This window comes from Pseudarthrobacter sp. CCNWLW217, assembly GCF_037203985.1.
In the GTDB taxonomy this organism is placed as follows: domain Bacteria; phylum Actinomycetota; class Actinomycetes; order Actinomycetales; family Micrococcaceae; genus Arthrobacter.
On sequence record NZ_JBBCBT010000011.1, the window covers coordinates 1 to 18,291 of the forward strand.

Annotated in this window: 18 protein-coding genes and 1 rRNA gene; 13 read left to right on the top strand and 6 right to left on the bottom strand. The window is 65.6% G+C overall.

What is annotated here, in order from left to right:
- Positions 1–69: ribosomal RNA gene (gene rrf / locus V9L18_RS22070) — 5S ribosomal RNA — on the top strand; the annotation flags it as partial.
- Between the two features lie 423 nt (positions 70–492).
- On the opposite strand, the gene V9L18_RS13555 is transcribed toward rrf, so the two are convergent.
- On the bottom strand, positions 493–1,392 hold the full coding sequence (locus V9L18_RS13555) for a hypothetical protein (protein ID WP_337347698.1): 900 nt from the start codon (positions 1,390–1,392) through the stop codon (positions 493–495).
- On the opposite strand from V9L18_RS13555, the gene V9L18_RS13560 reads away from it, so the two are divergent.
- From V9L18_RS13560 to recN, 6 genes are read left to right on the top strand one after another with little or no spacing between them, the layout of a single operon-like run.
- Positions 1,381–2,316, top strand: coding sequence for a hypothetical protein (locus V9L18_RS13560; RefSeq protein ID WP_337347699.1), 936 nt, complete (start codon positions 1,381–1,383; stop codon positions 2,314–2,316). The two genes, V9L18_RS13555 and V9L18_RS13560, sit on opposite strands and share 12 nt — an antisense overlap.
- A 7-nt stretch (positions 2,317–2,323) precedes the next feature.
- Positions 2,324–3,313 (top strand): HAD-IIA family hydrolase, encoded by a 990-nt coding sequence (locus tag V9L18_RS13565; RefSeq protein ID WP_337347700.1) that lies wholly within the window; start codon positions 2,324–2,326, stop codon positions 3,311–3,313.
- A 9-nt stretch (positions 3,314–3,322) separates the two neighbouring features.
- Positions 3,323–3,550: a hypothetical protein gene (locus V9L18_RS13570; RefSeq protein ID WP_337347701.1), complete on the top strand. Its 228-nt coding sequence runs from the start codon at positions 3,323–3,325 to the stop codon at positions 3,548–3,550.
- Positions 3,551–3,552: 2 nt separating this feature from the next.
- Positions 3,553–4,365 (top strand): TlyA family RNA methyltransferase, encoded by an 813-nt coding sequence (locus V9L18_RS13575; protein WP_337347702.1) that lies wholly within the window; start codon positions 3,553–3,555, stop codon positions 4,363–4,365.
- Between the two features lie 13 nt (positions 4,366–4,378).
- Positions 4,379–5,404, top strand: coding sequence for an NAD kinase (locus V9L18_RS13580; protein ID WP_337347703.1), 1,026 nt, complete (start codon positions 4,379–4,381; stop codon positions 5,402–5,404).
- Positions 5,405–5,407: 3 nt separating this feature from the next.
- The gene (gene recN, locus V9L18_RS13585) at positions 5,408–7,147 is read left to right on the top strand and encodes a DNA repair protein RecN (RefSeq protein WP_337347704.1); all 1,740 of its coding nucleotides are present in this window, start codon (positions 5,408–5,410) and stop codon (positions 7,145–7,147) included.
- Here recN and V9L18_RS13590 read toward each other — a convergent pair.
- Positions 7,144–7,680 carry a DUF2867 domain-containing protein gene (locus tag V9L18_RS13590; RefSeq protein ID WP_337347851.1) on the bottom strand — a complete coding sequence of 179 codons (537 nt, stop codon included), beginning with the start codon at positions 7,678–7,680 and terminating at the stop codon, positions 7,144–7,146. The two genes, recN and V9L18_RS13590, sit on opposite strands and share 4 nt — an antisense overlap.
- Positions 7,681–7,763: 83 nt before the next feature.
- Between V9L18_RS13590 and V9L18_RS13595 the strand changes: the two genes are divergently transcribed.
- The 6 genes from V9L18_RS13595 to V9L18_RS13620 all read left to right on the top strand — a co-directional run bounded on the left by V9L18_RS13595 (position 7,764) and on the right by V9L18_RS13620 (position 13,825).
- Positions 7,764–9,578, top strand: a complete 1,815-nt coding sequence (locus V9L18_RS13595; protein WP_337347705.1) for a CTP synthase — start codon at positions 7,764–7,766, stop codon at positions 9,576–9,578.
- Between the two features lie 25 nt (positions 9,579–9,603).
- Positions 9,604–10,266 carry an NUDIX hydrolase gene (locus V9L18_RS13600; RefSeq protein WP_337347706.1) on the top strand — a complete coding sequence of 221 codons (663 nt, stop codon included), beginning with the start codon at positions 9,604–9,606 and terminating at the stop codon, positions 10,264–10,266.
- Positions 10,266–11,273 (top strand): site-specific tyrosine recombinase XerD, encoded by a 1,008-nt coding sequence (xerD, locus tag V9L18_RS13605; RefSeq protein ID WP_337347707.1) that lies wholly within the window; start codon positions 10,266–10,268, stop codon positions 11,271–11,273. Before V9L18_RS13600 ends, xerD begins: the two co-directional genes overlap by 1 nt.
- A 3-nt stretch (positions 11,274–11,276) precedes the next feature.
- Positions 11,277–11,759: an 8-oxo-dGTP diphosphatase gene (locus V9L18_RS13610; RefSeq protein WP_337347708.1), complete on the top strand. Its 483-nt coding sequence runs from the start codon at positions 11,277–11,279 to the stop codon at positions 11,757–11,759.
- A gap of 78 nt (positions 11,760–11,837) precedes the next feature.
- Positions 11,838–12,347: an RNA polymerase sigma factor gene (locus V9L18_RS13615; RefSeq protein ID WP_337347709.1), complete on the top strand. Its 510-nt coding sequence runs from the start codon at positions 11,838–11,840 to the stop codon at positions 12,345–12,347.
- A 2-nt stretch (positions 12,348–12,349) separates the two neighbouring features.
- Positions 12,350–13,825, top strand: coding sequence for a hypothetical protein (locus V9L18_RS13620; RefSeq protein ID WP_337347710.1), 1,476 nt, complete (start codon positions 12,350–12,352; stop codon positions 13,823–13,825).
- An 88-nt stretch (positions 13,826–13,913) separates the two neighbouring features.
- Here V9L18_RS13620 and V9L18_RS13625 read toward each other — a convergent pair whose 3' ends face one another.
- From V9L18_RS13625 to V9L18_RS13640, 4 genes are all read right to left on the bottom strand, one after another.
- Positions 13,914–15,053, bottom strand: coding sequence for a bifunctional 2-methylcitrate synthase/citrate synthase (locus tag V9L18_RS13625; protein WP_337347711.1), 1,140 nt, complete (start codon positions 15,051–15,053; stop codon positions 13,914–13,916).
- Positions 15,054–15,119: 66 nt separating this feature from the next.
- Positions 15,120–16,025 carry a methylisocitrate lyase gene (gene prpB, locus V9L18_RS13630; RefSeq protein ID WP_337347712.1) on the bottom strand — a complete coding sequence of 302 codons (906 nt, stop codon included), beginning with the start codon at positions 16,023–16,025 and terminating at the stop codon, positions 15,120–15,122.
- Complete coding sequence (locus V9L18_RS13635; RefSeq protein ID WP_337347713.1) at positions 16,026–17,546, bottom strand: MmgE/PrpD family protein; 1,521 nt, start codon at positions 17,544–17,546, stop codon at positions 16,026–16,028.
- 11 nt (positions 17,547–17,557) lie between these two features.
- Entirely contained in the window at positions 17,558–18,199 is a 642-nt protein-coding gene (locus V9L18_RS13640) for a GntR family transcriptional regulator (RefSeq protein WP_337347852.1), read from the bottom strand.
- Positions 18,200–18,291: the final 92 nt, after the last annotated feature.

Genomic DNA, 18,291 nt, shown 5'->3' on the forward strand with positions numbered 1-18,291 from the left:
GAAGCTAAGACCCACAGCGCCGATGGTACTGCACCCGGGAGGGTGTGGGAGAGTAGGTCACCGCCGGACAACCATTAGGCTCAGGCCCCGACAAACACGTCGGGGCCTGACCCATTTAACACACCCCCCACCCCCGCCGGAACCCAGCAGGCACAGCCGACCCCAGGCACTGCCGTCGTACCCCACCCACACCCCACCGGGAACATCCGAACCAAACCCGCAGCAAGTGAGAGAGCGTCCTGGGTGTGAAGATTCCCACGACTGCCTGCCAGCGGACCTTTCTGTCATGGTTGGTTTGGCGACTCGCCTAGAATTGATTGAGATGTACGGACTTCGAAGCGCTTGATTTCGGGTTGCGTAGGAAACGAAACACGGATAAGAGCGGCTGCGATTGCGCCAGGCCGGCTCACAACAGGAGGACTCCACATGGCTGAGCACAATGGCGGCAACCGCGGCGGCAAGGACCGCGGTCCCTTCCGCGGACCGAACAACTCAGGCGGAGATCCTCGCGGATTCCGATCCCGGGAAAACCGGGAAGGTGGCGAAGGCCCCCGACGCACGCCTGGCTCCGGAGAGCGTAAGCCTTATGGTGACCGGGAGAACAAGCCTTATGGTGATCGTCCGCGCCGCGAAGGCGAGGGTGAGCGCCGTAGCTTCGGTGCCGGCGAGCGTAAGCCCTTCGGCGATCGGCCCCGCCGTGAGGGCGACGGAGAACGCCGCGGTTTTGGCGCGGGCGATCGTGACCGTAAGCCGTATGGTGACCGGGAGAACAAGCCTTTTGGTGACCGTCCGCGTCGTGAAGGTGATGGCGAACGCCGCAGTTTTGGTGGGGGAGACCGTAAGCCGCCGTTCAGTGGTGGGGAGCGTAAGCCCTTCGGTGACCGTGACCGTAAGCCGTACGGTGACCGGGAGAACAAGCCTTTTGGTGACCGTCCGCGTCGTGAAGGTGATGGCGAACGCCGCAGTTTTGGTGGGGGAGACCGTAAGCCGCCGTTCAGTGGTGGGGAGCGTAAGCCCTTCGGTGACCGTGACCGCAAGCCGTACGGTGACCGCGAAAACAAGCCCTATGGTGACCGTCCGCGCCGTGAAGGAGACGGCGAACGCCGCAGCTTTGGCGACCGCGACAACCGCAAGGCTTTCGGCGACCGCCAGGACCGGGCACCCCGTAGCTTCGACCGCGGCGACTCCGGCCCGCGGCAGTTCGGCCGGGACCGTGCAGAGGACCGCCCCGTGCGCGTTCCCAATGCCCGCGACCTGCGCAGCGCCAACCGCCCGGACCGTGAGCGGTCGCCTGAAATCGACGAGGATGTCACGGGCAAAGAGCTGGACCGCGCTACCCAGCACCAGATCAAGACCCTCGAACCGAAAAGCGCCGAGTGGGTGGCCCGTCACCTGGTGATGGCCGGACGCCTCATTGACGACGAACCGGAACTTGCCTTCCAGCACGCCCTGGCGGCCAGCCGCCGTGGCGGCCGCCTCGCTGCAGTCCGTGAAGCTGTGGGTCTGACCGCTTACGCCGCGGGCCACTATGGGGAGGCCCTGCGCGAATTCCGCACCTATCGCCGGATCAGCGGCTCCAACGTCCACCTTCCCGTGATGGCTGACTGCGAACGCGGCCTTGGCCGCCCGGACCGAGCCCTCGATGTGGTCCGTTCCGAGGAAGCAAAGGACCTCGACGCTCCGGGCAAGGCGGAGCTCGCCATCGTGGCTGCGGGCGCCCGGACGGACCTCGGCCAGCTCGATGCCGCCGTTGCAGAACTGGAAATTCCCCAGCTGGACATCAACCGGGCCTTCTCCTACAGCCCGCGCCTTTTCCGTGCTTACGCCGACGCTTTGTCTGCCGTGGGCCGCGCGGAGGAGGCAGCCAAGTGGCAGAAACAGGCTGTCGTGGCAGAAAATGCCCTGGGCCTGGGCGTCGACGAGGAGCCGGACATCGTGGACCTCGGCTGGGACGAGGAGGAAGAAGCCCGCGAGGAGGCCGAGCGCCGCCGCCTGATCGAGCGCGCAGCCCGTGGTCCGGAAACGGACACCCCTCGCGTGGCCGCAGCAGCGGAAGCAACTGAAGGCAGCACCGAATCGGCGAGCCATGCCGTGGACACTTCCGTTGACGACGCCGAATCGGACTACTTTGAGTCTGATGATGCCGAGTCAAATGAGGACTCCATCGAGCAGGACGAACTGATCTCAACCCCCGACGAAACCGGCGAGGAAACGGACGAGGCAGCCGACGACGGAGCCGACATCGAGCCGGAGGGACCGGAAGGGCACGGCGGGGATGACATCGAGGCAGTGCGCGCAGAACGCCGGGAAGACTGATCCGAAGATGACGGCCGTTCCCCTCATTTCGCTGTTTGACGCCCTTCTCGCCGATCTTGATGGGGTGGTCTACGCCGGTCCGCACGCCATCCCTGGTGCCGTGGATTCGCTCCAGCAACTCGAAGGCTTGGGCATTGGCCTCGGGTATGTCACCAACAATGCCTCCCGCACGCCGGCGCAGGTAGCCGCGCACCTCCGTGAGCTCGGTGCTCCCGCGGATGATCAGCAGGTGGTCAGTTCCTCGCAGGCTGCTGCCGAACTGCTGGCGTCGCTGTTGGCGCCGGGGGCCAGGGTCCTCATCACGGGCAGCCCGGCGCTTGCGCAGGAGATCGAACTTGTTGGCCTGACTCCGGTCAGCAGCCAGGACGATGACCCTGTGGCTGTGGTCCAGGGGTTCAACCCCGCGATCGGCTGGAAGGACCTGGCCGAAGCCTCCTACGTGGTCTCTGCCGGAGCCCTGTGGGTGGCCACGAACACGGACATGTCGATTCCGCAGGCACGCGGTATTGCGCCGGGGAACGGCACCTTGGTGGCAGCCGTCGCGGCTGCCACTGGCCAGACACCGCGCGTCGCGGGCAAGCCGGAGGCCCCGCTGTTCCACGCTGCTGCCAAAAGGCTTTCCGCTGACCGTCCGCTGGTAGTGGGCGACCGCCTGGACACGGACATCCTCGGCGGCAACAACGCCGGTTTCGCCACGGTAGCCGTGCTGACTGGCGTTGACACCAGGGAAACCATCCTGGCAGCACGCACCGCAGAACGCCCGGACTATGTCATCAACTCCCTCACGGACCTCCACTCGCCGTACCCGGCCGTGGACCACGCTGACGGAACGTACCGCTGTGGAACCTCAACCGCGCGGGTCAGCGGTGGCACAGTCCACGTCCGCGGGAGCGAGGACGACCTCGACTCCTGGCGCGCCGCCTGCCAAGCCTGGTGGGCCGCGGTCCCCGAAGCGGCAAGCCCCACTGCGCCCAAACTCGAGTGGCTCAGTCATTAGACTGGTCAAATGACTGAGCTGAACGAAACGCATAACCCGGTTGCAGCCCAGCCCACCCCCGCGTGGCCGGAGACAGCAGGCACCGAAACAGGGGATCCGTCCGTTGCTGCCGTGCTGGCGGCCCTGGAAGGTGTCCCCGCGATGCCGGTGGCAGATCATGAGGCCGTCTACAGCGAACTCCACGACGCGCTGCTCGAAACGCTGAACGAAGAGCCTGCGGCCGGGAACGGGGCCTGAGTATGGCCAGACTCGACCAGGCACTGGTTGCGCGCGGCCTGGCACGGTCACGTACGCACGCTGCCTCCCTGATTTCCGAAGGCAAGGTCACTTCCGCGGGCCAGGTGCTGTCAAAGGCCTCACTCCAGGTGGAGGACAGCAAGGACCTTGCCGTTGAGCACACTGAGCAGGACAGCTACGTCAGCCGGGCCGGCCATAAACTGGCCGGCGCGCTGGACGCCTTCCCGGCCATAACCGTCGAGGGGAAGAGGTGCCTGGACGCCGGTGCGTCCACCGGCGGCTTCACCGATGTGCTGTTGAGGCGTGGCGCCGCGCACGTGGTGGCTGTCGACGTCGGACACGGCCAGCTGGTGCCGCAGCTCCGGAACGATCCCCGGGTAGAGGTGCATGAGGGGCTCAACGTCAGGTATATGGCGGCTGAGGACATCGGTGGGACAGTGGCCTTGACGGTCGCTGACCTGTCGTTCATATCGCTGACCCTGGTGGTCCTGCCGCTGGCCCTGAGCACGGAGCCTGGCGGCGATCTGGTGCTGATGGTAAAACCACAGTTCGAAATCGGTAAGGACCGCCTGGGCCGCACCGGCGTAGTCAATTCCGAGCGCGAACGCCGGATGGCGGTCGAAAAAGTCGCCAATGCGGCGCTCGACGCCGGCGTGGACCTGTGCGGCCTGGCGGCGAGTCCTTTGCCGGGCCAGGACGGAAACGTTGAATACTTCCTGTGGATAAAGCGCAGGATGACCCAAGACTTGCCTAAGATCGAAGAGCGCGACGCAGCCATAGCTGGGTTGCTTGGACGTCTTTGGCCGAACCACTAGAAAGCGGAACCTGATGAGCAGGCGCGTATTGGTCCTTGCCCACACTGGCCGCGAGGAGTCATTGAAGGCCGCCTGGGAAGCCTGCGCCCAGCTGCATGCCTCAGGCATTATCCCGGTGATGCAGGAGTCCGAACTGGGCGACATGGAGCGCTTCTTCGGGCACCTCACCCAGCCGGTGGAGGTCCTGCATGACCACGTGCAGCTCCCGGACGTTGAGCTGGTGATGGTGCTGGGCGGCGACGGGACCATCCTGCGCGCGGCCGAGCTGGTGCGGGAAGTGGATGTGCCCCTGTTGGGCGTCAACCTCGGCCACGTGGGTTTCCTTGCCGAGAGCGAGCGGGCCGACCTCGCCCAGACAGTGGAATGGATCGCCCGCCGGGACTACACGGTGGAAGAGCGCATGACCATCGACGTCCAGGTGTGGGTGCGGGGCCAGAAGATCTGGCATACCTGGGCCCTGAACGAGGCTGCCATAGAAAAAGGCAACAGGGAACGGATGCTCGAGGTGGTCACCGAGGTTGACGAGCGCCCCCTGACGTCCTTCGGCTGCGACGGCGTGGTGCTGGCCACCCCTACCGGGTCCACCGCCTACGCCTTCTCAGCCGGCGGGCCCGTGGTTTGGCCGGAGGTCGAAGCCCTCCTGATTGTCCCCATCAGCGCCCACGCCCTTTTCGCCAAGCCCTTGGTGGTGTCACCGCGGTCGCGGCTGGCAGTGGAGGTCCTCAACCGGACGGATGCCATGGGAGTGCTGTGGTGTGACGGCCGGCGCTCGGTGGACCTGCCGCCAGGAGCCCGGGTGGAAGTGACCAAATCTGCTACGCCGGTCCGGCTGGCCCGGACGCACCAGACGCCGTTCTCCGCCAGGCTGGTCCGGAAGTTCGAGCTCCCCATCCACGGCTGGCGGGGCCCGGTTCCGCAGGCGGAGGCCATCCACACGGGCCCGATTCCGATTGTCCGGACGCCCAGGCCGATGGCCCCGCTGCAGGTCACGCACGCAGACCACCCTGAAGATGAAACCGATCCGTCAACAGCAAAGTGAACCATGCTTGAAGAACTGAGAATCCGCGATCTCGGCGTCATCACTGACGCTACGCTGCCGCTGGGCCCCGGGCTGAGCGTGGTGACCGGCGAGACAGGCGCCGGTAAGACGATGGTGGTCACCGCCGTCGGCCTCCTTTTGGGTGCCAGGTCCGATGCCGGCGCGGTCCGCAACGGGGCCAAGAGTGCCTCCGCGGAGGCAGTTCTCAAGCTCGACGCCGGACACGCGGCAGTGGTGCGGGCGCTTGAGGCCGGTGCCGAGGTGGAAGAGTTCGACGGCGGCGCTGAGCTGATCCTTGCCCGTCGCCTCGGTGCGGACGGACGCAGCCGGGCCTACCTCGGCGGGCGGGCCGCCCCCGTGGGCGTCCTTGCGGAGATCGGCGAAAGCCTGGTGGTGGTCCATGGCCAGTCGGACCAGATCAGGCTGAAGGGGGCACTCGCTCAACGCGGTGCCCTGGACAAGTTTGCCGGCGACGCCCTGGCGGATCCGCTGGGCAAGTATCAGGCCCTCTACAGCCACTGGAAGGCCAGCCAAGCCGAACTGGACACGCTGCGCGGCGCCGCACGGGACCGGCTGCGGGAAGCGGAATCGCTGGAGATTGCCCTGGCCGAGATCGACGACGTCGACCCGCAGCCGGGGGAGGACGAGTCACTCAAGGCCGAGGCCGTGAAACTGGCCAATGTGGAAGAACTCAGGATTGCGGCGAACACCGCCCACCAGGCACTTATCGCAGAGGACTACGGCGACGAGGGTGACGCCACCACCTTGGTGGATGCCGCCAAGCGGACCTTGGAGCATGTGGCCGAGCATGACGCTGAACTCGGCGCGGCAGCCGCGCGCCTGGCCGAGGTCGGCTTCCTGCTGAACGATATCGCCACGGAACTGGCAAGCTACCAGGCCGGCCTGGACTCAGAGGGGCCCGAACGGCTCGCGGAGATCGAGGACCGCCGGGCTGCGTTGGCCAAGCTGGTGCGCAAGTACGCCCCCAGCATCGACGAGGTCCTGGTGTGGGCTGAGAACGCACGTGTCCGGTTCGACGAACTGCAGGATGACTCAACCCGGATCGAGGCGCTGGACGCGGAGGTTGCCCGGACCGAGGCTGAGCTGAAGAAGCAAGCAGCGGCCATCACCAAAATCCGCGGCAAGGCCGCAAAGGACCTCTCGGCACGCGTCAGCGCCGAACTGAAGGCCCTTGCCATGGCCGACGCAACGCTGGTGATCACCATCGAGCCGGCAGCACAGCTGCAGCCCCACGGTTCCGACGAGATCTCGTTCCTGCTCCAGCCCCATTCCGGTGCGCCGGCCCGTCCGCTGGGCAAAGGCGCCTCAGGCGGCGAACTCTCCCGCGTGATGCTGGCCATCGAGGTAGTGCTCGCCGCCGTGGATCCGGTGCCCACTTTTGTGTTCGACGAAGTGGACGCCGGCGTCGGCGGACGTGCCGCCGTCGAAATCGGCCGTCGGCTGGCCATGCTGGCGCAGCACGTGCAGGTCCTGGTGGTCACGCACCTGCCGCAGGTTGCCGCCTTCGCGGACCAGCACATCACCGTCACCAAAACATCGGTCAGGGGGTCCGACGGCGGCACGGCCACCGGGTTCACTTCCAGTGATGTGCGGCTGCTCGACGGCCCTGAAAGGGTCAAGGAGCTCGCACGGATGCTGGCAGGCCAGGAGGATTCCGAGTCCGCACAGGCCCACGCGCAGGAGCTGCTCGACGACGCGAAGCTGCTGCCCCAGCGGGCCTAGCTGCTTCGGGGCACGGCAGTCAGCCGGCGGATAGTGCGGGCCATCATGGCGTGCACCACCAAAGGATGCAGCAGGCGCACCGGGGCGAAGTACAGTCGTCCCCGCCAGCCCTTCAGGCGCACAGCCGTGGTGACCCGCAACAGGTTGGCGCCGGCGTCGTAGGCCACCCCGCAGCGGAAGTCCAGGTGGGTATCATCGGCGCTGATCAGCGCTTCCTCGCCGCAGACCTCCGCGACGGCAAACACGCCGGCTGGAGCCCTGCTGATTCCCGCCAGGCCAACCACTGCCTGCCGCAAACCCATTAAGGCAGTCACCCAGCCCGGCATGGACCGCAGCGAGAACAGCTCTTCGGCCCAGAGGCGAGGGTCTGAGGGATTGCCGTCCGGATTGCCGTCGGGAACTGGGAGGACAATCACATCGGCGTAGTCAGGCTGGGGAATGGACTGCAGCGCCAGCGACCGGAAGACCGGGAAATTCCCTGCGTCCACGCCGCCAACAGGGCCCGATGATTTGGTTTCAGGGTCCGGAAACATGGTCACCCCTTGATCGTAAGGCCGTTCGCACTGCAGACTGGAGCATTTGGGGAACAGTTCCGGATCCGTGGAAGGTTCATTTGATGATAGGCTCGAATTCCGTGGTGCAGCGATCAAATTCCCGTGTAAATTCCCGGTTCCCGGGCTCGTCCAAGACGACCAAACACATCTTCGTAACCGGTGGTGTGGCGTCCTCGCTCGGTAAGGGGCTGACGGCTTCGAGCCTCGGCCACCTCCTGCGGGCACGCGGCCTGTCTGTAACTATGCAGAAGCTCGATCCGTACCTGAACGTTGATCCGGGCACGATGAACCCCTTCCAGCACGGCGAGGTCTTTGTGACCGACGACGGCGCTGAGACGGACCTCGACATCGGACACTACGAGCGCTTCCTGGACGAAAACCTGGAAGGTTCGGCGAACGTAACCACCGGGCAGATTTACTCCACCGTGATCGCGAAGGAACGTCGCGGCGAATACCTCGGCGACACCGTCCAGGTCATCCCGCACATCACGGACGAGATCAAGCGCCGGATGCGCCTGCCCGCCGAGGGCAAGAACGCTCCGGACGTCATCATCACCGAGATCGGCGGAACCGTCGGCGACATCGAGTCCCAGCCGTTCCTCGAGTCGGCCCGCCAGGTCCGCCAGGACGTCGGCAGGGGCAACGTCTTTTTCCTGCACGTCTCCCTGGTTCCGTACATCGGCCCGTCCCAGGAGCTGAAAACCAAGCCGACGCAGCACTCCGTGGCCGCGCTGCGTTCCATCGGCATCCAGCCGGAAGCCATCGTGATCCGTTCGGACCGCGAAGTACCCGACGCCATGCGCGAGAAGATCGGCCGGATGTGCGACGTCGACATCGACGCTGTGGTGAACGCTGCCGACGCGCCCAGCATCTACGACATCCCCAAGACACTGCACTCCCAGGGCCTGGACTCCTACATCGTGCGTGCCCTGGACCTGCCGTTCAAGGACGTCGACTGGACCAGCTGGGACAAGCTGCTCGAGGCCGTCCACAACCCAAAGCACGAGGTTGAAATCGCGCTTGTGGGCAAGTACATCGACCTCCCGGATGCCTACCTGTCCGTCACGGAGGCCTTGCGTGCCGGCGGTTTCGCCAACGACACCAAAGTCAAGATCCGCTGGGTGCCGTCGGACGAATGCGAAACCCATGAGGGCGCGGTTGCTGCCTTGGATGGTGTGGACGCCATCTGTGTTCCCGGCGGCTTCGGCATCCGCGGCCTCGAAGGAAAGCTCGGGGCACTCAAGTTCGCCCGCGAAACTAAACTGCCGGTGCTTGGCCTCTGCCTTGGCCTGCAGTGCATGGTGATCGAATACGCCCGGAACGTAGTTGGCCTGGAAGGCGCGTCCTCGTCCGAGTTCGAGCCGGACTCCAAGTACCCGGTCATTGCCACGATGGAAGAGCAGCTGGACATCGTCGAAGGCAAGGGCGACCTCGGCGGCACCATGCGCCTGGGCCTTTACGAGGCAAAGCTCGACGCCGGCTCCGTCATCGCCGAAACCTACGGCAAGACCACAGTCAGCGAACGGCACCGCCACCGCTACGAGGTCAACAACAAGTACCGTGGCCAGATCGCCGAGAAGGGCCTGGTGTTCTCCGGAACGTCACCGGACGGCAAGCTCGTGGAATACGTCGAGCTCCCGCGTGAGGTGCACCCGTACTACGTGGCAACGCAGGCCCACCCTGAGCTCAGCTCCCGGCCCACCCGGCCGCACCCGCTGTTCGCCGGGCTGGTCAAGGCTGCCCTGGACCACCAGGCCGGCAGCGAGTTCCTGGATGCAGGCCTGCCCGCAGAAGCTGCCCCGGAGGCCCCGGAGGCAGTAGCTGCCAGAAACGGTGCGCCGGCGGCCAAGCAGGCACGCACGGTAGCTGCTAAGTAAAACCGAATACGTAAAGGACGGCGCGATGCCCGGTACACCTGGAACCCCCCAAGCTGCACGGAAGGTTTCGGACGAACCGAGCCCGCGCCGTCTTTTGTCTACCGAGAAGGTCTATGAAGGCCGGATCTGGGATGTGGTCAGCGACAGCTTCCAGCTGAGCGACTCCGGCGACGCCCTCACCCGCGACTACATTGACCATCCAGGCGCGGTGGCAGTATTGCCCATGAACGAAGCGGGCGAGATCCTGCTCCTGAAGCAGTACCGGCATCCCGTGGGCATGGATCTTTGGGAGATTCCGGCCGGTTTGCTGGACGTCGAAGGCGAAGAATTCGTCGTGGGCGCCGCCCGCGAGCTCGCGGAAGAGGCGGACCTGGCCGCAGGCACCTGGAATGTCCTGGCGGATTTCTTCAATTCGCCGGGGTCCTCCAGCGAGGCAATCAGGATCTACCTTGCCCGCGACCTCACGGGTGTGCCGCACCACGAGCGCCACGAGCGGACGGATGAGGAAGCGGAGATTGAATTCCACTGGATAGCCCTCGACGACGCCGTGGCAGCAGTCCTGGAAGGGAAACTGCACAACCCGTCCGCCGTCGTCGGGATCCTCGCTGCGGCCGCGGCGCGCGCTGACGGCTTTGCCCGGCTCCGCCCCGCCGATGCACCTTGGCCTGCCCACCCCAGCCAGCGTTGATGACGGCGAGTACCTCGGCTGAGGCACCGCCACCGCCGGCCGCGGAACAGCCACGGCAGCAAGTCCGGCCCCGAACGGCCATCGACCACGCCATAGCCGAGTACCTGCAGCATATGCGGGTTGAACGGGGCCTCGCGCTCAACACCCTTGCCGCCTACCGCCGCGACCTGACACGCTACGCCGGCTACCTCGCCGGCGCAGGCTGCGAACTGCCCGGCCAGATCACGCGGCACCACGTCACCGGATTCGTCCAGGCACTGTCGGACGGTTCCGACGGCGGCACGGCCCTGGGCGTGAGGTCGGCGGCCCGAACGGTGGTTGCAGTCCGCGGCCTGCACAAATTCTGGGCCCTCGAAGGGCTCACGACGACGGACCCCGCCAGCGACGTCCACCCGCCGATGCCGGGCAAGAGGCTGCCCAAAGCCATCAGCGTGGACGAGGTCACCCGGATCCTGGAGGCTTCGGGGGCCGATACGCCCACGGGACTGAGGGACCGCGCCTTGCTCGAATTCCTCTATTCCACCGGGGCAAGGATCAGCGAAGCCGTCGGCCTGGACGTAGACGACATCTCGCTGGACGACGCGGAGGCCGGCCCCGCGATCGTACGGCTGTTCGGCAAGGGGTCCAAGGAGCGGCTGGTACCGCTGGGCTCCTACGGTGCCCGGGCACTGGATGCCTACCTTGTGCGTGGCCGGCCCCTCTTGGCGGCCAAGGGCAAGGGGACGCCGGCGCTGTTCCTCAACGCCCGTGGCGGACGTATTAGCCGCCAAAGCGCTTGGACCATCCTTAAGGCCGCAGCCGAAAAAGCCAACATCACCAGGGACGTCTCACCGCACACGCTGCGGCACTCCTTCGCCACCCACCTTCTGGAAGGCGGCGCGGACGTCCGGGTGGTCCAGGAACTGTTGGGGCATGCCTCCGTGACAACCACGCAGGTGTACACCCTGGTCACAGCGGATACCCTGCGTGAAATCTACGCCGCGGCGCATCCGCGGGCCCTGGGTTAGGACATGGAGCCGGCGGCCGTCGCACTCTGCTTCCTGCTGCGGGACACCCCCCACGGCGCTGAAGTCATGCTGGGCGTCAAAAAGACCGGGTTTGGCTCCGGGAAGGTAGTGGGTCCCGGTGGTCATGTGGAAACCGGGGAGACCGACGCCATAGCAGCGTGCCGCGAGATCCACGAGGAGGCCGGGATTACCGTCCGGCCTGAAGACCTGCAGGACGCTGGCGTTGTGCAGTTTGTTTTTCCCGCCCGGCCCGAATGGAACATGTCCGCGCGGATGTTCACAGCCCGCCGTTGGGAGGGCGAGCCCCGCGAAAGCGACGAGATCGCCCCAGCGTGGTTCAGTACACGGGCACTGCCTGTGGAGCGGATGTGGCAGGACGCCGACCATTGGCTGCCTGTGGTGCTGGAAGGGCGCAAGGTGAACGTCGTTGTGACCCTGGCTACGGACAACGAAACAGTGGCCTCGTCAGAAAGCCTGTTGCCCTAACCGCTGTAACCATTCCTGCCAAGCCGGAAACTATAGGGTTAGCCTGCAAGCCAGGAAACTACATCACCAGGGGGGATCGTGCTTTCACAGCGCGAGCTGGCGTTCATCGCCTTATACAAGGACAGCTATCCAAGGATCCACAAATACGTCCTTCGGAGAGTCGACGATCCTGAGCTGGCCCAGGAACTCGCAGCGGATGTTTTCCGTATCGCCTGGGAGAAATGGGACGGCGCTGCCAGCACCGAAATCCCTTGGCTCTTTGCCGTCGCCCGGAACCTTATCGGCAATGCCTACCGGGGCCGTGACCGGCAGAAAGCACTGACGGAGAAGATCACCGCCACTGCAGGCGGTGACCCGGGGGACCAGGGCGAGCACACGGCTGTGGAGAATGCCCTGGCCGTCCTTCGGGACAAGGACCGGGACATTCTCCAGCTGGCGTACTGGGACGACCTGACAATCGCCGAAATTGCCCAGGTCCTTGACTGTTCACAATCCGCCGCCAAGGTGCGGCTGCACCGGGCGAGGGAAGCCTTCCGGAGGCTCCTGCCGGCCACTTGCGAATCGCTCGAACAGAAAGTCGGTGCGTAGCCATGGATCCGATCAAAAACCTGGTTTCCGGGGCAGACCCCATCCGTCACCACCCCGCAGTTCCCGACGGCGAGGAGGCCCTGCGAGGGATGTTCGCCCGCGCCGAGGGGTTCACGGACCGCGTCTCGCCGGACATCCCCACGCTCGCTGAACGGAGGCAACGGCGTGCCAGGATCGCCGGGCTCCTGGCAATCGCCGCGGCAGCAGTAACGGCAGGCGTCCTGGTCACCGTGAACCTTGGCCCGCTCACGGCCGCCCCGGCGCCGGCGACCACCGTCACCCCCACCGCGAATCCCACGCCAGCCACGCCGAAACCAACACCGACTCCTACTGGATCGGCATCCTCAACAGGAGCGGCCGTAGTACCACCGCCTGCCCGGCCGGCGTGGACTTCCTACACCGATTCAACCGGCCAGGCCACGTTCGACATCCGTCCGGACTGGGCGGTGGTGGAGTCCCCGCACATGATTGCAGGCATGCCGTTCAACACTCTCGAGGTCCGGAACGCAGACAACCAGACCATCAGCCGGCTTGACCTGGTCTATGACCGGACAGCAGGTCCCTGCGGCGCCGCTGCGCCGTTCACCGTGCTCGATTCCGAGCCTGTGCAGATTCCGCAGCAGCCCAAAGATCTCCAGCAGCGTGGCCAGCCACGGTTCTCCTTCACCATCGTTGAGGGGGCGAAAGTATACGGCTCCATGGCACTGTCCGGATCCCTGGAAACTGTCCGGACTCCGTGCAGCTACAGCAACGGCATTGGCGGCCCAGAGGGAGTGCCCCCGGTCTATTTCGGAGATACCGAAAGGCTTACTCCGGATGGCGACAGGGCCCTGGAGTTCACTTCCGTAGCAGAAGCCAACGCCTACATGCAGTCCCAGGATTACGCGGACAAAAAGCGCATGCTGACATCCCTCTCCCTCAAAGCCTCCGACGTCGTCACATCGCAGCGCTTTACCAGCGAGGCCGCAGGGGCATCGTTCGCCCTGCCCACAGGCTGGGCGGCCAAGGACGTGCCCGCCGGGACACCGGATTACCCCGCCTCTGCGATCGAAGTCTCAGACGAGGCCGGCAAGACCGTGGCCACGTTCTACCACGGTGCAGGGGGAGGCCTCGGGGGTTCCTGTGGTCCTGAAAAGTACATAGCCACCGAGCTGGACTCCGCCCAGTACATGCCTTCGTGGGATGCCGGCGGCAACGTCCGCTTCTCCTACCGGGTCCTTGACCAGACGTCCGTTGGCGCCGGCTTCAGCTACCAAGTGGGGCTCGTGGATGAGGCCAGCGGCCAGCTGAAGGATAGCTGCCTGATGTACTCCGTGGTCAACGGTGCCCCACGAGGCACCCTGTCCTTCGCGGACAGGGCCGCCAAAGCGGCTGGCGAACCGGTGTTCCAGACGCTGGTCGAGGCCAAGGCCTACATGGGCACCGCGGAGTACCGGAAGCTCAAGGAGATGATCCTGAGCCTCACGCTGTCCCAGTAGGGTTCCGCTCACCGATTCAGCAGAGTACGACGCCGGCGCGGTCACCCTCGAAGGTGACCGCGCCGTCGTCGTACTCGCCTGGTTGCACTTACGGCAGGTGCCGTTCCTCGACTCCGTTGTATTCGCTCAACGGACGGATCAGCGAGTTCGAGTCCAGCTGTTCCATGATGTGTGCGGTCCAACCGGTGATGCGGCTGGCGACGAACAGGGGAGTGAAGGTGGCCGTGTCAAAACCCATGAGGTGGTACGTGGGGCCGGTGGGGTAGTCGAGGTTTGGCTTGATGCCTTTGGCCTCGTCCATCGCGGTTTCCAGCCCGTTGTAGAGGCCCAGGAGTTCGGGCCGGCCGTAGTGGGCGATCATTTTGTCCAGGGCGGCTTTCATGGTGGGTACCCGGGAGTCGCCGTGCTTGTAGACGCGGTGGCCGAAGCCCATGACTTTCTTCTTCTGGGCCAGAGCGTCCTCCATCCAGGTCTTTGCCCGGGCGGCGGCATCCTCCAGGGATTCCTCGGGCCGGATGCCGATCTCGTCGAAGGTGTGCATCACGGCCTCGTTGGCGCCGCCGTGGAGCGCGCCCTTGAGCGCGCCGATGGCGCCCGTGACCGCTGAATGCAGGTCCGAGAGGGTGGAGGTGATGACCCGTGCGGTGAAAGTGGAGGCGTTGAAGGAGTGCTCGGCGTACAGGATCATGGAGACGTTGAAGGCATCGACGACCTCCGGGACCTGCTCTTCCCCGAAGGTCATCCAGAGGAAGTTGGCGGAGTAGTCCAGGTCATCGCGGGGCTCGACGGGTTCCTGGCCGTGGCGGCGGCGTTGGTCGTAGGCCACAACCGCGGGCATCGCGGCGAACAGGTCGATGGCCTTGTCCATGTTGGCTTGGCGCGAGGAATCCTCGGCCAGTTCGTGGCGGGCGCCCATGACCGATGCGGCCGTCCGGCAGACATCCATCGGGTGGGAGTTGGTGGGCAGTGCGTCGATAACCTGCTTGACCACAGGATCAAGAGGCCGTCCGGCCCGTTCCCGGGCGGTGAAGGCGGCTAGCTCCTCCGGGGTGGGCAACTCGCCGTTCCAGAGGAGATAGGCAACCTCCTCGAAACTGCAGCGGGCCGCGAGTTCCTGGACCGGATAGCCCCGGTACAGCAGTGAGTTGGTGTCGGGGTTGACCTTCGACACCGCGGTGTAGTCCACCACGACGCCGGCGAGGCCCTTTTTGATCTCATTTTCAGCCATGCTGAAACTCCTTCGTTCCTTGTGCCTGTGTGCCGGCCGAAGCCGGAAGCCTTGGATGGTTGCGGGTCAGCGGGTACCTGGAATCTTGAAATTGAAGACTCCGGTGTCAAACCGGTTGTAGGCCTCGTAATCCACGAGGTCGTACAGCCGCGCACGGGTCAGCATGCTCTCTACCTGGGCCTCCTGGGTGCCGTCGGACCTGATCGATTCCAGCGTACGCTCCGCGGCGCCCATGGCACTACGGAGGAGGGTCACGGGATAGATGACCATGTTGACGCCGACGCCCTGGAGCTGGTCCACGGTGAAGAGGTCGCTCTTCCCGAATTCGGTCATGTTGGCCAGGATGGGCACGTCCACGGCGTCGCGGATGGCCTGGAACTCGGTGAGGTCTTTCATGGCTTCGGGGAAGATGGCATCCGCTCCGGCGTCCACGAGTGCCTTGGCGCGGTCCTGGGCTGCCTGGAGCCCATCCACTGCGCGGATGTCGGTGCGGGCCATGATCAGGAAGTTGGGGTCCCTGCGGGCGTCGGCGGCGGCGCGGATGCGTTTGGTGGCGGTGTCCAGGTCCACCACGTTTTTCCCGTCGAGGTGGCCGCAGCGCTTGGGGTTGAACTGGTCTTCGATGTGCAGTCCGGCGAGGCCGGCGTTTTCGATTTCCTGGACGGTGCGGGCCACGTTCATGGGCTCACCGAACCCTGTGTCTGCGTCGACGATGGCTGGCAGGTCGGTCATGCGGGCGATCTGCCCGGCCCGGGTGGCCACTTCGGTGAGCGTGGTGAGCCCGATATCGGGCAGTCCGAGGTCATTGGCGAGGACCGCGCCGGAAATGTAGACCCCGGCGAAGCCCTTCTCCTCGATCAGCCGGGCCGAGAGCGGGTTGAACGCGCCCGGGAACTGGGCGATCGTGCCGGAGGCGAGCAGTTCGCGGAACCGGATGCGCTTCTGCTCGGGGGTGACGGTGGAGTACAGCATCTAGAACAGTCCTTTGGGCGCGTTGTTGAGGTTGATGACGCCGGGGGCTGCGGTGATGTTCAGCTGGTCCAGTTCCCCGGGCGTGAGTTCGGGGAGGCGTTCGACGGCGGCGAGGAACCTCTCGATCTCCGCCTCCTCCACGAGTCCGGCGGCAAGGGTGCGGAACTTGTTGATGTACTGTGCCCGGGCGAATGGCCGGGCGCCCAACGGATGGGCGTCGGCGACGGCGATCTCGTCGGTGATGACGGTGCCGTCGGTGAGGGTGATCTCCACGGACCCGCCGAAGGCCTTCTCGTTGATGTCCAGGGAGTGGTAGCGGCGGGTCCATTCGGGGTCTTCCTCGGTGGTGACCTTGTGCCAGAGCTCCACGGTGTCCGGCCGGGCGGCACGCTCGGGGGAGTAGGAGTCCACGTGGTGCCAGAACCCGTCCTGCAGGGCCACGGTGAAGATGTACGGGATGGAGTGGTCCAGCGTCTCCCGTGAAGCGGTGGGGCTGTACTTTTGGGGGTCGTTGGCGCCGGAGCCGATCACGAAGTGGGTGTGGTGGCTGGTTTTGATCAGCACGGATTTCACGTTGGCCGGGTCGGTGGCCTCGGGGTGCTCGCGGTTCAGCTTGCGGGCGAGGTCGATCCACGCCTGGGCCTGGTACTCGGCGGAGTGTTCCTTGGTGTAGGTGTCCAGGATCGCGCGCTTAGCCTCCCCGGGTGTGGGGAGCGGCACCATGTACGAGGCGTCCGGACCGTCCAGCATCCACGCGACCACACCGTCTTCGCCCTCATAAATGGGCACCGGGGAAGTCTGCCCGCGCATGGACCGGTCCACCGCTTCGACCGCCATCTTCCCCGCAAAGGCCGGAGCATGTGCCTTCCACGTGGAAATCTCACCCTTGCGGGACTGCCGGGTCGCGGTGGTGGTGTGCAGGGCCTGGCCCACCGACTGGAAAATGGTCTCGACGTCGAGCCCCAGCAAGGTGCCGATGCCGGCGGCCGCGGACGGGCCGAGGTGGGCCACGTGGTCGATCTTGTGCTTGTGCAGGCAGATGGCCTTGACCAGGTTCACCTGGACCTCATAACCGGTGGCGATGGCCCGGACCAGGTCTGCCCCGCTGGAGCCCACATGCTGGGCAACAGCCAGGATCGGCGGAATATTGTCGCCCGGGTGGGAGTAATCGGCGGCCAGGAACGTGTCATGGTAATCCAGCTCGCGGACGGCGACGCCGTTGGCCCACGCAGCCCACTCGGGGGAAACACGTTCTCCGATGCCGAAAACCTTCGCGCCCTTCCCGCCGGTGCTTGGGCCGTGCGTCAGGGCCTGGGCGCGGGCCGCCACAATCGGTCCACGGTTCAACGAAGCGATGGCCACCGAAGCGTTGTCGATCACGCGGTTGATGATCATCTCCGTGACGTCATCAGTGACGTCGACAGGGTCCGCGGCGACCACGGCAATCTTGTGGGCCAGCTGGTCCTCGCGGGCCAAGTTTTCCTCGCTCTTGTAGACGCGGACGTGGTGTTCCTTAACCATGAGGGCTCCTCTTACTGGGGTGTGTGGGTGGCTTTGATATGCGAAAGGCTGCGGTGCAGGTGGACTGTGGTGGCGGCGTGGGCCAGGCGCGGATTGCGGTCGGCGATGGCCTCGGCGATGGCGGCGTGCTCGGTAGCCGCGGCCGCGAGACGGACGGCGTCGTCGGCGGCGAGCCTTCGTACGCGGACGAGGTGGACCCGAAGGCCCCGCATGGCCTGGGCAAGGTAGGTGTTTGAGACAGCGGAGTCGATAGCCGCATCCAGGCGGGCCACTAGTGCGTAGTAGTCGTTGCGGGCGGGATCTTCGCCGCTGATCAGGGCCGTCGCGTCCAGCAGTTCCCCGTGGAGCTGCGCAAAATCGTCCGGATTGCCGCGTTCGGCTGCCAGTTCGGCAGCCCTGCCTTCGAGGGTTTCGCGGAGCTCGAACAACTCATCGATGTCCTCCAGCGAAATACCGGTAACCACGACGCCGCGGCCTCCTGCCGCCGTCGTCAGCCCTTCGGCGGTGAGCCGGCCCAGCGCCTCCCGAAGGGGCGTGCGGGAGACGCCCAGGCGCTCGGACTGCTCCACTTCGGCGAGCAAGGTGCCCGGGAGTAGCCGCCACTGAACGATGTCATCGCGGAGTGCCGCATAGGCGCGGTCGCTGGCGCGCACGCTCTGACCCTTCACTGGTTGCATGACATCAGTGTATACACAGAAGCCTTTGAAGCGGGGAGATGTGCGGAATTTTTCCAAAAATTAGTCGC

Coding starts and splice junctions, on each gene's coding strand:
- prpB (WP_337347712.1), bottom strand. CDS start 16,025: ATGCTGTACTCCACCGTCACCCCCGAGCAGAAGCGCATCCGGTTCCGC.
- V9L18_RS13590 (WP_337347851.1), bottom strand. CDS start 7,680: ATGTTTCCGGACCCTGAAACCAAATCATCGGGCCCTGTTGGCGGCGTG.
- V9L18_RS13620 (WP_337347710.1), top strand. CDS start 12,350: ATGGATCCGATCAAAAACCTGGTTTCCGGGGCAGACCCCATCCGTCAC.
- V9L18_RS13565 (WP_337347700.1), top strand. CDS start 2,324: ATGACGGCCGTTCCCCTCATTTCGCTGTTTGACGCCCTTCTCGCCGAT.
- V9L18_RS13610 (WP_337347708.1), top strand. CDS start 11,277: ATGGAGCCGGCGGCCGTCGCACTCTGCTTCCTGCTGCGGGACACCCCC.
- V9L18_RS13600 (WP_337347706.1), top strand. CDS start 9,604: ATGCCCGGTACACCTGGAACCCCCCAAGCTGCACGGAAGGTTTCGGAC.
- V9L18_RS13595 (WP_337347705.1), top strand. CDS start 7,764: ATGATAGGCTCGAATTCCGTGGTGCAGCGATCAAATTCCCGTGTAAAT.
- xerD (WP_337347707.1), top strand. CDS start 10,266: ATGACGGCGAGTACCTCGGCTGAGGCACCGCCACCGCCGGCCGCGGAA.
- V9L18_RS13570 (WP_337347701.1), top strand. CDS start 3,323: ATGACTGAGCTGAACGAAACGCATAACCCGGTTGCAGCCCAGCCCACC.
- V9L18_RS13580 (WP_337347703.1), top strand. CDS start 4,379: ATGAGCAGGCGCGTATTGGTCCTTGCCCACACTGGCCGCGAGGAGTCA.
- V9L18_RS13635 (WP_337347713.1), bottom strand. CDS start 17,546: ATGGTTAAGGAACACCACGTCCGCGTCTACAAGAGCGAGGAAAACTTG.
- V9L18_RS13625 (WP_337347711.1), bottom strand. CDS start 15,053: ATGGCTGAAAATGAGATCAAAAAGGGCCTCGCCGGCGTCGTGGTGGAC.
- V9L18_RS13575 (WP_337347702.1), top strand. CDS start 3,553: ATGGCCAGACTCGACCAGGCACTGGTTGCGCGCGGCCTGGCACGGTCA.
- recN (WP_337347704.1), top strand. CDS start 5,408: ATGCTTGAAGAACTGAGAATCCGCGATCTCGGCGTCATCACTGACGCT.